The organism is Ahrensia sp. R2A130, from assembly GCF_000179775.1.
In the GTDB taxonomy this organism is placed as follows: domain Bacteria; phylum Pseudomonadota; class Alphaproteobacteria; order Rhizobiales; family Rhizobiaceae; genus Pseudahrensia.
Window position 1 is genome coordinate 161,044 of the sequence record NZ_AEEB01000001.1, and the last position, 13,603, is coordinate 174,646.

The following is a 13,603-nucleotide window of genomic DNA, read 5'->3' on the forward strand; positions in this document are numbered from 1 at the left end:
TTCGTTAGCTGCTGGGTTGAAGGCGGTCGAGCGCACATTTGCCGAGAATTGGGATGAAGAATCACTTCAACGTTTGATGGCGCTGAAGCAGGAATTGGCGAGCGAAACCGGCACGGAAGCGTTGATCGAGGGATTTGGACTGTCTTCAGGGCGTCCATCGCGCAGTTTTTAACGTTTCAGGGCGGAAACCCTGCAAATTTCCCTTGAAGTCATTGGTATCGAATCACATATTGCGGCAACCGCTGTCACCCGCGAGGCCTTGAGCGCCTGCATGGTCATGAACCGAGACAGGGTTAATCGGAAGTTTACACCGTTCATTGTATAATGAGCGCGAGAGGGTTTGCCGATTCGCGAATGAAACGCAGCGTTTCATCAAAATAAATTTCTAGCGTATCGGTCCGCCGATTTTCGTACCGCCGCAGGCTTTCGGAACGTCCGGTTTCGATGCGCTGCACGCGGCATGTAACGGAGAATACAATCCATGGCCAAAGCCGCCACCGCCAAAAAGCCGACCCCGCAAACGCCTGAACAGGCTGCAGCAGACCGGCCATTGCTCGACCTGAACGACGACAAGGTCAAGAAAATGATCAAGGCCGCCAAAAAGCGCGGCTTTGTTACGGTCGATGAGTTGAACGCGGTTATGCCGTCCGACGAAGTGTCGCCGGACCAGATCGAAGACACCATGTCCATGCTGTCTGAAATGGGCATCAACGTGGTGGAAGAAGAAGAAAGCGAAGAGGCACCGGAAGAGGTTTCTACCGAAATCGTTGAAGCCGGCAAGAAAGCCGTCGCCACTGTCGCCAAGAAAGAGCCGACGGACCGCACCGATGATCCCGTCCGCATGTATCTGCGCGAAATGGGCTCGGTCGAACTGCTGTCCCGCGAAGGCGAGATCGCGATTGCCAAGCGCATCGAAGCTGGCCGCGAAACCATGATTGCGGGCCTGTGCGAAAGCCCGCTGACGTTCCAGGCGATCATCATCTGGCGCGACGAGCTGCTGGAAGAGAACATTCTTCTGCGCGACATCATCGACCTGGAAGCCACCTATGCTGGCCCCGATGCCAAGCAGAACGTGCCGGTGAACCCGAACGCTCCGGCATCTGTTGCCGAAGCTGTGCGCCAGGGTTCCGGCGGCGAACATTCGCCCGAAGCCATTGCGCGTCGCAAAGCTGAAAAAGACGGCACCGATCCTGAAGCCGCTGTCGAAGCGCTCAAAGGTCCGGAAGCCGGCGACGATACCTCCAGCGAAAACAAGACCGACGATGATGATGACGACGAGGACGATGAAGCCGCTTTGTCCCTTGCCGCGATGGAAGCCGAGCTGAAGCCGAAGGTTCTTGAAATCTTCGACTCCATCGCTGGCAACTACAAAAAGCTGCGGAAACTTCAGGACACATACGTTGAAAAGCGTATGCTCAACGAGAAGCTGTCGCCGAGCCAGGAAAAACGCCTCGTTGCGCTCAAGGAAGAGATTGTCGTTTCGGTCAAATCACTGGAACTGAACCTCAACCGTATCGAAGCATTGGTCGAACAGCTTTACGACATCAACAAGCGCCTCGTGCAGTCGGAAGGCCGCTTGATGCGCCTTGCCGAAAAGCACGGTGTTGCCCGCGAATTGTTCCTCGAAGAATATCGCGGTGCGGAACTCGATCCCAACTGGATCCGCCGTATTGCCAATCTGGGTGCCAAGGGTTGGAAAGAATTCTGCGCCAACGAAAAGCCTGAAATCAAGGAATTGCGCGCAGACATTCAAATGCTGTCGCATGAGACTGGCCTCGACACTGGCGAATTCCGCCGCATCGTGCATCAGGTTCAAAAAGGCGAGCGCGAAAGCCGCATCGCCAAGAAGGAAATGGTCGAAGCAAACCTTCGCCTCGTCATCTCCATCGCCAAGAAATACACGAACCGCGGTCTGCAGTTCCTCGACCTCATTCAGGAAGGCAATATCGGCCTGATGAAAGCGGTCGATAAGTTCGAATATCGCCGTGGTTATAAGTTCTCGACCTATGCAACGTGGTGGATCCGTCAGGCTATCACGCGGTCTATCGCCGATCAGGCGCGGACCATCCGTATCCCGGTGCACATGATCGAGACGATCAACAAGATCGTTCGGACATCGCGCCAGATGCTTCACGAAATCGGCCGCGAGCCGACACCGGAAGAGCTGTCGACGAAACTCGCCATGCCGCTGGAAAAAGTTCGCAAGGTGCTGAAAATCGCCAAGGAGCCGATTTCCCTCGAAACGCCGATCGGCGACGAGGAAGATTCGCATCTCGGCGATTTCATCGAGGACAAGAATGCGATCTTGCCTATCGATGCGGCAATTCAGTCGAACCTGCGCGAAACGACCACCCGCGTGCTCGCATCTCTCACCCCGCGTGAAGAGCGCGTGCTGCGTATGCGCTTTGGTATCGGCATGAACACCGACCACACGCTGGAAGAAGTTGGCCAGCAGTTTTCGGTGACGCGTGAGCGTATTCGCCAGATCGAAGCTAAGGCGCTGCGTAAGCTCAAGCACCCAAGCCGCAGCCGCAAACTGCGCTCGTTCTTGGATAGCTAGGGGGCGATATGTCGTTCTGGAGCAAACTTTTCGGGGGCGGCGGCGATGCCGCCGCGCCTGAAGTAGAAGCCGAAATTTACAAGGATTTCGAGCTGCGTCCTGCGCCGATGCCGGAAGGTGGTCAGTTTCGATTGGCCGGCAAAATCAGCAAGGGTGAGAAGACGCATCAGCTTATTCGCGCTGACCTGTTTCCCGATAAAGACCAGTGCAATGCCGCCTTTTCGCGCAAAGCACGGCAGGTGATCGACGAGCAGGGCGACCGGATTTTTAGCTAATCGCGCCTGATGTTGCCTGCGGGTAACCATCTGCTCCCCTTGATTCTTTCGCTGACTGGCCCACGATGCTCCGGCATCGCGGCCAGCGGCGGAGATTTTTTACATGAGCGACGAAGCGACCGTCATCACGGTGTCCCAACAAAAGGGCGGAGCAGGCAAAACTACGTTGTCGGCCCATCTTGCCGTTGCACTGGCCGATGGCGGAAAGACGTCTGTCGGGCTTCTCGATTCCGACCCGCAGGGTTCGCTCGGCGAATGGTTCGAAGCCCGCGAAGAACGCTTTGGCGAAGAAAAAGCCGGGCTTGGATTTCGCACATCTTCCGGCTGGGGCGTGCGGCGCGAAATACGCGCGCTGGGCCGTGATCACGATATGGTCGTTGTCGATACGCCGCCGAAAGCGGAAATGGATGTGCGGCCCGCGCTGGGTGCTGCTGATCTCGTCATCGTGCCGGTTCAACCGACGCCGGTGGACCTTTGGGCGACCAGCCGCACGCTGGAAATTGCCAAGCTGGAACGTGTTCCGGTGCTTATCGTGCTGACCCGTGTGCCGCCCCGTGCGAAGCTGACGGGCGAGATCGCCGAAGCACTCCAGGAGCTATCTGCCAACCTGGCCGAAACGCGATTGGGTAACCGGACAGGTTTTGCATCCTCAATGGGCAGCGGACTGACGATTACGGAAAGTGAGCGAAGTTCCAAAGGTGCCGATGAGGTGAGGGCGCTTGCGGCAGAGGTCCGCGCATTTCTGGCGAGCAACTAGGCTACTTTCGTGCCCGCATCGCAAACCACTATCGAAATCGCGACGCAGGGCCCGGGGCTTATAGAGTTCACCCGTGCCGCCGCCAATTTCGTGGCCAAAAGCGCTGATGGCCCTGCGCTTCTTACGGCATTTGTCCAACATACCTCATGCTCGCTGCTCATTCAGGAAAATGCTGACCCTGATGTGCCGTTGGACCTCAACGAGTATTTCCGACGTATTGCACCGGACGGCGATGATCCGTCGATGGCGTGGATGCGTCACACGATGGAAGGGCCGGACGACATGCCAGCCCATATTCGTGCTGCGCTGACCCAGACTTCGTTGACGGTGCCCGTGAATGACAAACGTATGATGCTCGGCACCTGGCAGGGCCTGTTTCTATTCGAACACCGTCACCGCCCGCATAGCAGGCGGATCGTTTTGCACTTGGCTTAAGCCAACTGCTCCAGTACTTGCGCTGCTGCTCTTTGGCCAGCTTCAAGTGCGCCATCAATCAGTCCCGGCGACTGTGTTGCTGTCTCTGCCACGGCGAACCGAATACGATTTCCTGCAAAGCCTCCACGCAATGCAGGTGTCAAAACGCTGGGATGATTGCCCGGTCCATTCCCGTCTTGATCGGCGCATATGAACGGGTTCTGTGCCCAATCCTCGATATGCAAATGCTTTGGTTCCGATGCGGCCGGGCCGAAGCAATTGATCAATTGATCGATTATTGCGGTGCGCAACTCGTCGCGATTGTTCTGCCTGGCTTCCGGCGGCACGCCGAGAAAGCCGAAAAGTGCTGCTGGTGATGCTTCAGGTCCGCAATGGTCGTGCACTTCCACCATTGGTCCAACATGGCTGGCTATGCGTCCGGATAGACCTGCCTCGCGCCAGAACGCTTGTTTGTAGCCGATCACCACTTTGGCCTGCGTGGCCATCCAAGTGGGTGCTGCGGCCATCAACTGAAGTGTGCTGCTGTCCAGCATGCCGTGAAATTTCATGTTTGCTGCTGCGATGCGCAACGGTGTGGCCACCACAATTTGCCGCGCCTGCGCGACGGAACCTGTTTTACCGCTCACTTCTAAATGTCCGCCTATGTCGCAGAATTCCGTGACTGGTTCGTTGGTCCGAACAGTCTCCGGCGGTAGCAAATTCACAATCTCGCTGATCAACGACCAAGGCCCGCCCACAAGCCGCGTCATGCCCCATTGGCCCGGTAGTGGCGTTTTGCGCGGCGGCTCATCGCGGCGGGTTTCCACGACAGCATCGCCTGTTTCATATTGGGGGAGAGGTTGCACACGAAATTCGTCTACCCATCGACTTACGGTCGCTTGGGCTCGCGGCCAGACCCATGTTGGACCGAGATCGCCGATTGTTGTGCCTTCTGCGTCCGCAAAGACCCCGATGCGCCCACCGGGGCGTGATGCTGCTTCCAGTACGGTGATTTTCAGCCCTGCCTGATGAAGCCGTAAGGCGCAGGCTAAGCCGCTAAGGCCAGCACCGATAATCGCTACGTCTGCTTGGTCTGTGGGCATAGTTTGGGCTCGATTGTGGTTCGCTAAGGCGATCTTCACCCCTAAGCGTAAAGGTGGGGAAGATCACGACAGGAAACACCCCATGGCAGGCAGATCATCACACTTCAACGTGATCATTAAAGTGGTCGTTTTATGCAGCGCGTTTGCGCTCCACGGTTGCGCGGCTGCCGTCGTCACCGGCGCCGTTGTGGGCACGACTGTCGGCGCAGCAAAGCTGGCCGTTAAAGGCACTGTTGGCGCTGGCAAGCTGGCCTATCGCGGCACCAAGGCCGTAGTCGGGGGTACAGCAAGGGCGCTGTCCAGCGATGATGAAGAAGACGTAGCCCCCTGATTGCGTGAGGTCTTCTGCTCTGCAATCGTAAGGTCATGGGTATTTTACGAACAATTGGCGAGCCGGTTTCCACACCGGCAGGTTTCACCTCAGAACTGAGCGAAGGATTTCGGCTTTCAGTCGATTATCTTGCGTCGGATATCGTCCGCATTGCTGTCATTCCCAGCGAAGGTTTGACCGTGGATCGCACATGGATGATCTCCCCCGAAGGCGATGTTGAAGTGGAAGGACGGGACCGGCTTTCAACTTACGGTTACCCCGCCCATGAAGCCGATAAGCGCCAACTAAGAGTGTCTGTGATTGCTACCGATGGTCCACTGCAAATGCAGGTGGAACAACTTGTGGATGTCGAGTGGCGCAACCTGTTTCGCGACCGCGCCAATGGGGCTTGGCAGTGGTTCGAAAAGAGCGGTCAGCTCAAACATTTTCAAGCTCTTGGCGAAGACGAAGCCCACTACGGATTGGGCGATAAATCCGGTCCGCTCGACCGGACGGGGCGTCGCCTAAGATGCCTGCAAAGCGATGCGCTGGGCTACAACGCCGAGACGTCCGATCCGCTTTATAAACATGCGCCTTGGGTGATCGTGTCTAATCCAGATGCTTCCGCTGGACTGCTTTACGACACGATGGCCGAGACAGTGTTCGATCTGGGGGCGGAACACTCCAACTATTTCGAACGCTTTCGCCATGTGGAAATGAACGAGAAGGGCTGCGTGCTTTACGTGCTCGCGGGGCCGAGCGTTGGGGAAGCGGTAGCTAACTTGCACCGGCTTACCGGCATGCCCGCCATGCCCCCGCGCCATGCATTGGGTTTTGGTTTCACCACCATGCACCATGCCGACCACCCACAGGCACAGCAGGTGATCCTCAACTTTGCCCATGAGGCACGCGAGCGCGGGCTGTCGCTGTCGCAGATACATCTGGGGTCTGGCTACACCGCTGGTGCTGATGGTCTGCGTTACGTTTTCAACTGGAATGAGGGACGTTTCCCCGACCGGCTCGCATTTTTCAAACAACTTCGCGCCATGGGCTATCGCACTGCGGCGAATGTAAAGCCGGTCCTGTTGACCGGCCATAATGCGTTTGAACAGGCAGCGTCAGACGGCTGGTTTGTAAAGCGCGACGATGGATCGCCCGCAATCGAGATGTTCTGGGGCGGACACGGTGCGCAGTTGGATTTCACCAATTCGGAAGCTTCCCAATGGTGGCAGCGCAATGTCGCGGAGCAGGTGCTGGGACCGGGTTTCGACATCGTCTGGAACGATAACAACGAGGCCGAGCTCTGGGACGAAACTGCCACTATTGATGGGTTCAGCTCGCCGCTGCCTGGCATGGAAACGCGGCCTGTCCATGCACTGCTTATGACCCGCGCCAGCCGCGATGCAATGACAGCCCATGCACCTTCACAGCGGCCTTGGGGAATTTCGCGAGCCGGACCGATTGGCATAGCGCGCTACGGAGAAAGTTGGTCCGGTGACAATCGCACATCGTGGCACACGCTGAAGTGGAACCTGCGACAGGGGCTTTCGATGTCGCTGTCCGGCTTCCCGTTCACAGGCCATGATATTGGTGGTTTCGATGGTCCTCCACCTGAGTCCGAATTGTTGGTACGGTGGTTTCAAATGATGGCGCTGCACCCGCGTTGCGTGATGAATTCATGGAAGGCGCAGTTCGACAACATTCCAAACTTGCCCTGGATGCATGAGGATGCGTTTCCGGCGATCAAAGCCGCTATGGATCTGCGTGCCCGCTTCATGCCGTTGCTCTACACGCTGGCCTACGAGTGCCACACGACAGGCGCGCCAATGATCGCGCCGACCTTCTTCTATTTCAACGATGAAGCCTGTCGTGCAGGCAATGATGCATTTATGCTTGGCGAACACGTGCTAGTGGCGCCAGTGGTGGAAGAGGGCGCTCGACAAGTGCACGTGTATCTCCCTTCCGTTGAAGAAGGTTGGTTTGATTTTGCGACCGGCGAGTATTTTACGGGCGGTGAGACAATCACTATTTCCGTTCAACTCGACCTCTTACCCGTCTTCATTCGTGGCGGCACGGTGCTGCCGCAAGCTGTAGGATGGCAGATAAATTCACCCCACGACGCGACGGAGGTTTTGCTGCGGTGCTATCCCGTAGACGGTGTCACGCGCTCATCTGCATTCTTCACGGATGCTGGAGATGGTTTTGATCATTTTGCTGGTGATGCATGTCACTGGCGGTTGGAGCTGGAATGCGCGAATGGCGTTGCGGCGCTTCATAAAACCGCGCTTATGAAGGGTGCGCCGCCCGTGCCGATCCGCTACGAAAGCGCTGTTCCATCCATTTCGCTTCAGGTTCCGCTATGACCGCCAATCTCAAAGACAAAACCATCTTCATGTCCGGCGGTTCGCGTGGCATCGGCCTTGCAATTGCGCTGCGTGCTGCCCGCGACGGAGCGAATGTGGTGATCGCGGCGAAGACGACCGAGCCGCATCCAAAATTGCCGGGAACAATTTATACCGCTGCTGAAGAGATTGAGGCTGCTGGCGGTAAAGCACTGCCGGTCGTCTGCGATATTCGTGACGAAGCCATCGTGCAGGCCGCGGTGGATGCCACGATTGAGAAATTTGGCGGCATTGATATTTGCATCAACAATGCGTCCGCTATTCAACTGACACCCACGCCGATGACAGACATGAAGCGTTTCGATCTGATGCATCAGATCAACACGCGCGGCACGTTCCTCGTTTCCAAACTGTGCTTGCCGCATCTGGCGAAGGGCACTAACCCGCATATCCTTAACCTCGCGCCACCATTGGACATGAGCCCGAAATGGTTCGCGCCGCACGTTGCCTACACGATGGCGAAATACGGCATGTCCATGTGCACACTGGGCATGGCCGCAGAATTTGCCAAGCAGGGTATCGCGGTCAACTCGCTTTGGCCGCTGACGGCAATCGACACAGCAGCGGTTCGCAACCTGTTGGGCGGTGACTCCATGGCGAAGATGAGCCGCAAGCCTGAGATTATGGCTGATGCTGCCCACGCTGTTCTGACGCGCGATTCGAAAGAGACCACCGGCCAGTTTTTCATCGATGAACAAGTGCTGCGCGAAGAAGGCGTCTCCGATTTTGATATCTATGCCCACGAGCCCGGCGGGCAGTTGGTGGCGGATTTCTTCGTACCTGATGAGGTATTCGACGCTGTGCCGACAAAGGTTCTGCGCGCGCCTATGGGCTAATTGCGAGGCGGTTAGTCCGCCTTTCTCTCAAGCTGAACGTCACATGAATGCGCTGTTCCGGTTCGGTTCAGCGCTGCGCCTCTAAACCTGTCTTCATCGGTTGCCCACCCGCTTCAAATTCACCCAGCGGCGACTGAATGAGGAGAGTTCCCATGATGATGTCATCTTTGAAATCCGCTTTCGTCGCCGGTGCAATCGCGCTTGGCGCAATCACAACAACGGCAGCAACCACTACTGCAGCACAGGCTGGCGACGTTCGTTTCGGCGTTTCCATCGGTGGTCCCGGTGTCGGCATTCACGTCGGTAATCGCGACCGCGGTTTCCGTCGCGATCGCGGCTACCGCCATGATCGCTACCGTCCTCGCCACGCTCGTTCTTGCCGCCCGGCCCGCGCACTGCGCAAGGCCCGTCGTAACGGCATTCGCCGCGCACATGTCATCCGTCAGGGCCGTCGTGGCCTTGTGGTTGCAGGCCGCCAGTGGGGCGACCGCGTGGTCATCGGCTTCGGTCGTCATCGGTCTTGCCCGGTGCGTTTCGTTCGTGCCCGGTAACTCTGGCAACAACGATTCGCCCGGCCTGACCGCCTGACGAGCATCACCCGAAGAGAGTCCCGCCGTGCCCGGCGGGACTTTTTTTGTTTGGAAAAAGGGTGCCCCTTTTTCTTGGGTGCCGGTGCCCTTCGTGCTGAAGCTGAGTTGGTGCTTTGCCCGCTTAGAGAAATTAGGTTGCAGGCGCTCAGAAATGTGTGGCTTTGGCCTACTGCGCCAACTCCCAAGTCACATTCACCGTCACGCTATAGCTGTTTTCGCCTGCCGCGATCGGCACAGGTGCCGCTTCATCTGCAGCCATTTTAGAGCGTGCCATGGCCATTGCCTGCGGCCGGGGACGCCCGCGATTCTGTTCGCTGATTTGCGTGATGCGCGCCAGACCAATGCCTGCGGTTTCCGTCAGCATCGTGGCTTTAGCGATGGCATTTTCCATCGCGTTCTTGCGGGCCTGATTGATGGCTTCTGCCGGATCATCGTTCGCAAACCGAACGTTACCGCCGCTGTTGACGCCAAGCGTCACTGATCGATCAAGGATCGTGCCAAGCTTGCCCAGATCACGCACGCGCACCGTCAAACCGTTGGTCACGACATAGCCAACAATGCGCGGCGGCTTTTGCGTTCCGTCATTCTTGCGTGGCGGATAGAAATAGCGCGGATTTATGTTGAAGTTCGATGTCTGCAAATCGCGCTCGTCGATTCCTTCGGCCTTCATATCTGTCAGCACCGCTGCCATTGCCTGCGTGTTGGCATCAAGCGCTGCACGTGCGGTTTCGGCTTCGCGCATAACCATCAAATTCAAAATCGCCATGTCTGGCGCTACATCTGCATTGCCCGTGGCGGATACAGAAATCACGCCGGGCTTAGGCGTTGTGTCTTCGGCAATAGCTGGAATGGATGCGGTCGCTGCCAGAATGATGGCTGCAATGGAAAGTGTGCGCATAAGAAATTTCCTGTTTTTCAATTGTGCGCATCAATGAGCAAAATGCCGCACGAAATATGGCAAAGCTGAAATGTGTCCAAACCGATGCTTGTTGAAACCTGCACTGTGCGCTATCGGAGCCGTGCAGGGTCTGTAGCTCAATGGTTAGAGCCAGCGGCTCATAACCGCTTGGTTGGGGGTTCGAGTCCCTCCAGACCCACCAATGGCCTTTGGCCATTGGATTTTCTTGCGCTCACGCAGTTTGGCGTTGCCAATCGCTCCGCGAGGGCGGCGGGATTGCTCGCCGGACGGCTTTTCGCCGTCGTTCGCTGCGCTCACCAGCCCGGAACGGACAACACCACAAGTTAGCCACGGCCGACGAATGGCATTTCGTTGGCCATTACGGTGATGAACAGGATGTTTGCGTCTGGCGAAAGGCTTGCCATGTGAACGACGGCGTCGCCGACATTTTGCACATCCATTGTTGGCTCGCTTTTCATGGTTCCATCGGCCTGTGGAACACCGCCGCTCATGCGCGCTGTCATGTCGGACGCTGCGTTGCCAATATCGATCTGGCCGCAGGAAATGCCCAGCGGGCGACCGTCCAGCGAGATGCATCGCGTCAGGCCTGTGATCGCGTGCTTGGACGCGGTGTAAGGCGCGGAGCCGGGGCGCGGTACATGGGCGGAAATCGAACCGTTATTGACGATGCGGCCGCCGCTCGGCTTCTGGTCGCGCATCATGGCGTAGGCGCGGTTGGCGATCAGGAATGCGCCGTTGAGGTTCACCGACATGACAGTGTTCCACTGATCCAGCGTCAGATCGCCGAAATTGGTGGCGGGTACGTTGTTGCCGGCATTGTTGAAGACGAAATCCAGCTTTCCAAAACGCTTGGCGATTTCCGCGAACAAATTGTCCACGCTGGCTTCGTTGGTCACGTCTGCTGCGATGCCGACCATTTCGCCGCCGCTTGCTTGAGCTGCCGTTTCATCCAGCGCATCCTGACGACGACCCGTGCCAATAACGGTCCAACCTGCTTTGCACAGGCTCAATGCTGCGTTGCGGCCAATCCCGGATGAAGCGCCGGTGACGAGAGCGATTTTAGACATTTCTGACATGGGGCGAAGGTTCCTTTGTATCGATTGAATTTATACATAAGGGGTTGGGTCGCGACTGGCAAAGCCATGTCGTGATCGCGTATCGAAGCCGGGCGAAAACCGTGCTAGAAATTTGCCATGACCAGCCATTTCACCATCGATAATCTACAATATGCCAACTGGTCGGAAAAGATTTTCCGTCAGATGCGTGAGGGCGGGGTGGATGCTGTGCATGTCACCATCGCCTACCACGAGCAGTTTCGTGAGACGGTCTCGAATATCGAACAGTGGAACGGCTGGTTCGAGTGCTACCCCGATCTCATCCGCATGGCCTACACGGCAGACGATGTCTGCGCTGCAAAACGCGACGGCGTGACCGCGATTCTGTTCGGATTTCAGAACCCATCGCCGATGGAAGATGATATCGGGTTGATCGAAATTCTGCACCGGCTTGGCGGGCGGTTCATGCAGCTATCCTACAACAATCAGTCGCTGCTTGCGACGGGATGTTACGAGGCGGAAGACCCGGGCATTACGCGCTTCGGCAAGCAGGCGATTGCCGAGATGAACCGTGTCGGCATGGTGATCGACATGAGCCATTCCGCCGACCGCTCAACGCTGGAAGCGATCGAGCTCTCTGCGCGGCCCATCGCGATTACCCATGCGAACCCTCACGCTTGGCATCCGGCACTGCGCAACAAATCGCACGAGGTGCTGAAGGCGCTGACGGACGCAGGCGGTATGCTGGGTTTCTCGCTCTACCCGCACCACCTGAAAGACGGCAGCGATTGCACGTTGGAAAGCTTCTGTAAGGCCATTGCCGATGCTGCTGAACACTACGGCGCAGAGCATCTCGGTATCGGCTCCGACCTTTGCCAGGACCAACCGGACAGTGTTGTCGAATGGATGCGGAATGGCCGTTGGTCGAAGCAGATGGATTATGGCGAAGGCTCCGCATCCAACGCCGGTTTCCCGCCCCAGCCGGAGTGGTTTGTGGACAATCGCGACTTTGGAAACCTGCGCGCCGGTTTGGCTGACGCCGGTTTTGCTGCAAACGAAATCGATGGCATTATGGGCGACAACTGGTTGCGCTTTTACGAAACGAGTTTCGGGCCAGCCACCAGCTAAACGTCGGGGAGGACGTTATGAGCATTGAAGAGAACATAGAGATTTTACCGCAAACGCCGTTGCGTCCGGCATCCGACATCATGCGGCTGTCGCGTATGGGCGTGTCGTTTCCAACGCGGCTTTCGTTCCTGCGGTCGCTGCTGCGCGATCTTGCGGCGCAGGGGTGTGATGTGGATACGGAGACTGAATGGGACGCGGCCGGGTTTGGCCACGCTACGTTTTCGCTTACTCTCGACGGTCGGCGCATGACGCTGATCGCGTGGACCTGCGCGCTTGATGATGCGGATCGGTCCGACCGCGTTATAGCCACCGCGTGGGACGCTTGCTTTGTGTTATTCGACGGCGTTCCCACGGCTGATGACATCGATCATCTGGGTCGCAACGCGAAGACGCAGGAAGCCGGGCGCTATCACCCTAAAGTGCTGGTGGTCTCTCGCGCCAATAAATCCGTGCGCTTGTTTGCTCACGTGGTCGATGCACTCGCGGAAGGTCGCCAACCTGATGCCGACGTTTTTGCTGCGACCGGCTATTTGATGCGGACCACAGCGGTGTATGGAAACGGTAAGTTCGGTATGGCCGACCGCGAAGCCGCAACCGCGCCGTTTCGCTTGGAAATGCTGGCGGTCTATCTCATTCGTGAATTTACGTTTGCGCTGGTGGAGCACGTCGCACGAGCACGTAATGAGAATGCTGCCAAACTCGGCCAAAAGCAGAAGCGCGTTTTGGGCATAGGAAATTCTACCGGACTTGGCATGGCGCCCTTTTTGGTGAGCCACCCTGTGCTGCTGAACAACTGGATACTGGTGCGTGAGACTGCACTGGCCCGCGTCAGGGCGTTGGAGAGTGCTGCAAATGGCGATGAATTCCTCGCTCTTTGCGACCGTGCCAAGCAACATCTCCAAAGTTGGAACGTCGATGATCCGCAAGCGCAGGCGGAGATTGTTGCGCTTCGGGCGGAGTTTGCAGATTTCCATACCGGCCTCTCCGCGGATCTGATGCAACAGATGCCGTGGGACGCGATCGTACAGCGGAGCGAAGCGTATTCCGAAGCTCTTCAGGAGCTTGTCGCGTCGCTCGTATTGGAACCGCATGGTGATCTCGTCGACGGTCTTTGCCATTGCATGGGCGCAAATGATGACGGGAAATTGCAGGCGACAGGTACGGTCGGTGATCTGCGCCGGACGCTTGCAACGAACTACCGTTGGGCCCTCGACCTGGATCTGACCCAGCCGCAGGCCGCAGCAATGGTGTGGT

At 57.4% G+C, this 13,603-nt stretch carries 13 protein-coding genes and 1 tRNA gene; 11 read left to right on the top strand and 3 right to left on the bottom strand.

The genetic code is table 11. The features are described from left to right. Window positions 1-481 precede the first annotated feature (481 nt). The 4 genes from rpoD to R2A130_RS00725 all read left to right on the top strand — a co-directional run bounded on the left by rpoD (window position 482) and on the right by R2A130_RS00725 (window position 4,027). Entirely contained in the window at window positions 482-2,560 is a 2,079-nt protein-coding gene (gene rpoD, locus R2A130_RS00710; RefSeq protein WP_009462890.1) for an RNA polymerase sigma factor RpoD, read from the top strand. 8 nt (window positions 2,561-2,568) lie between these two features. Continuing rightward, the gene (locus R2A130_RS00715) at window positions 2,569-2,835 is read left to right on the top strand and encodes an HlyU family transcriptional regulator (protein WP_009462891.1); all 267 of its coding nucleotides are present in this window, start codon (window positions 2,569-2,571) and stop codon (window positions 2,833-2,835) included. Between the two features lie 103 nt (window positions 2,836-2,938). Beyond that, window positions 2,939-3,592, top strand: coding sequence for a ParA family partition ATPase (gene parA, locus R2A130_RS00720; RefSeq protein ID WP_009462892.1), 654 nt, complete (start codon window positions 2,939-2,941; stop codon window positions 3,590-3,592). 9 nt (window positions 3,593-3,601) lie between these two features. Then, window positions 3,602-4,027, top strand: coding sequence for a secondary thiamine-phosphate synthase enzyme YjbQ (locus R2A130_RS00725; RefSeq protein WP_009462893.1), 426 nt, complete (start codon window positions 3,602-3,604; stop codon window positions 4,025-4,027). Here R2A130_RS00725 and R2A130_RS00730 read toward each other — a convergent pair. Then, window positions 4,024-5,109, bottom strand: a complete 1,086-nt coding sequence (locus tag R2A130_RS00730; protein WP_009462894.1) for an FAD-dependent oxidoreductase — start codon at window positions 5,107-5,109, stop codon at window positions 4,024-4,026. The genes R2A130_RS00725 and R2A130_RS00730 overlap by 4 nt on opposite strands. A gap of 82 nt (window positions 5,110-5,191) precedes the next feature. Here R2A130_RS00730 and R2A130_RS00735 point away from each other — a divergent pair, with 82 nt between their 5' ends. From R2A130_RS00735 to R2A130_RS00750, 4 genes are all read left to right on the top strand, one after another. After that, a complete protein-coding gene (locus R2A130_RS00735; protein WP_009462895.1) occupies window positions 5,192-5,440 on the top strand; it encodes a hypothetical protein in 249 nt (82 codons plus the stop codon). A 35-nt stretch (window positions 5,441-5,475) separates the two neighbouring features. Continuing rightward, window positions 5,476-7,782 carry a TIM-barrel domain-containing protein gene (locus tag R2A130_RS00740; RefSeq protein WP_009462896.1) on the top strand — a complete coding sequence of 769 codons (2,307 nt, stop codon included), beginning with the start codon at window positions 5,476-5,478 and terminating at the stop codon, window positions 7,780-7,782. Further along, complete coding sequence (locus R2A130_RS00745) at window positions 7,779-8,657, top strand: NAD(P)-dependent oxidoreductase (RefSeq protein WP_009462897.1); 879 nt, start codon at window positions 7,779-7,781, stop codon at window positions 8,655-8,657. The genes R2A130_RS00740 and R2A130_RS00745 overlap by 4 nt, the downstream gene beginning before the upstream one ends. Before the next feature lie 152 nt (window positions 8,658-8,809). Beyond that, the gene (locus R2A130_RS00750) at window positions 8,810-9,208 is read left to right on the top strand and encodes a hypothetical protein (RefSeq protein ID WP_009462898.1); all 399 of its coding nucleotides are present in this window, start codon (window positions 8,810-8,812) and stop codon (window positions 9,206-9,208) included. Window positions 9,209-9,413: 205 nt separating this feature from the next. Here R2A130_RS00750 and R2A130_RS00755 read toward each other — a convergent pair whose 3' ends face one another. Further along, window positions 9,414-10,145 (bottom strand): SIMPL domain-containing protein, encoded by a 732-nt coding sequence (locus tag R2A130_RS00755; protein ID WP_009462899.1) that lies wholly within the window; start codon window positions 10,143-10,145, stop codon window positions 9,414-9,416. A 126-nt stretch (window positions 10,146-10,271) separates the two neighbouring features. On the opposite strand from R2A130_RS00755, the gene R2A130_RS00760 reads away from it, so the two are divergent. After that, window positions 10,272-10,347 (top strand) — tRNA-Ile (locus tag R2A130_RS00760). A 142-nt stretch (window positions 10,348-10,489) separates the two neighbouring features. On the opposite strand, the gene R2A130_RS00765 is transcribed toward R2A130_RS00760, so the two are convergent. Next, window positions 10,490-11,242: an SDR family oxidoreductase gene (locus R2A130_RS00765; protein ID WP_009462900.1), complete on the bottom strand. Its 753-nt coding sequence runs from the start codon at window positions 11,240-11,242 to the stop codon at window positions 10,490-10,492. Window positions 11,243-11,359: 117 nt separating this feature from the next. Here R2A130_RS00765 and R2A130_RS00770 point away from each other — a divergent pair, with 117 nt between their 5' ends. Both R2A130_RS00770 and R2A130_RS00775 read left to right on the top strand, forming a co-directional pair. Continuing rightward, a complete protein-coding gene (locus tag R2A130_RS00770; protein WP_009462901.1) occupies window positions 11,360-12,349 on the top strand; it encodes a membrane dipeptidase in 990 nt (329 codons plus the stop codon). Between the two features lie 17 nt (window positions 12,350-12,366). Further along, window positions 12,367-13,603, top strand: a 1,237-nt coding sequence (locus tag R2A130_RS00775; RefSeq protein WP_009462902.1) for a hypothetical protein, incomplete at its 3' end; no start/stop codon positions are given.

What these genes read in the sequence shown, in the direction of transcription:
- R2A130_RS00765 (WP_009462900.1), bottom strand. Translation starts at nt 11,242, where the DNA reads ATGTCAGAAATGTCTAAAATCGCTCTCGTCACCGGCGCTTCATCCGGG.
- R2A130_RS00750 (WP_009462898.1), top strand. Translation starts at nt 8,810, where the DNA reads ATGATGATGTCATCTTTGAAATCCGCTTTCGTCGCCGGTGCAATCGCG.
- R2A130_RS00735 (WP_009462895.1), top strand. Translation starts at nt 5,192, where the DNA reads ATGGCAGGCAGATCATCACACTTCAACGTGATCATTAAAGTGGTCGTT.
- R2A130_RS00730 (WP_009462894.1), bottom strand. Translation starts at nt 5,109, where the DNA reads ATGCCCACAGACCAAGCAGACGTAGCGATTATCGGTGCTGGCCTTAGC.
- R2A130_RS00715 (WP_009462891.1), top strand. Translation starts at nt 2,569, where the DNA reads ATGTCGTTCTGGAGCAAACTTTTCGGGGGCGGCGGCGATGCCGCCGCG.
- parA (WP_009462892.1), top strand. Translation starts at nt 2,939, where the DNA reads ATGAGCGACGAAGCGACCGTCATCACGGTGTCCCAACAAAAGGGCGGA.
- R2A130_RS00755 (WP_009462899.1), bottom strand. Translation starts at nt 10,145, where the DNA reads ATGCGCACACTTTCCATTGCAGCCATCATTCTGGCAGCGACCGCATCC.
- R2A130_RS00745 (WP_009462897.1), top strand. Translation starts at nt 7,779, where the DNA reads ATGACCGCCAATCTCAAAGACAAAACCATCTTCATGTCCGGCGGTTCG.
- R2A130_RS00740 (WP_009462896.1), top strand. Translation starts at nt 5,476, where the DNA reads ATGGGTATTTTACGAACAATTGGCGAGCCGGTTTCCACACCGGCAGGT.
- R2A130_RS00770 (WP_009462901.1), top strand. Translation starts at nt 11,360, where the DNA reads ATGACCAGCCATTTCACCATCGATAATCTACAATATGCCAACTGGTCG.
- rpoD (WP_009462890.1), top strand. Translation starts at nt 482, where the DNA reads ATGGCCAAAGCCGCCACCGCCAAAAAGCCGACCCCGCAAACGCCTGAA.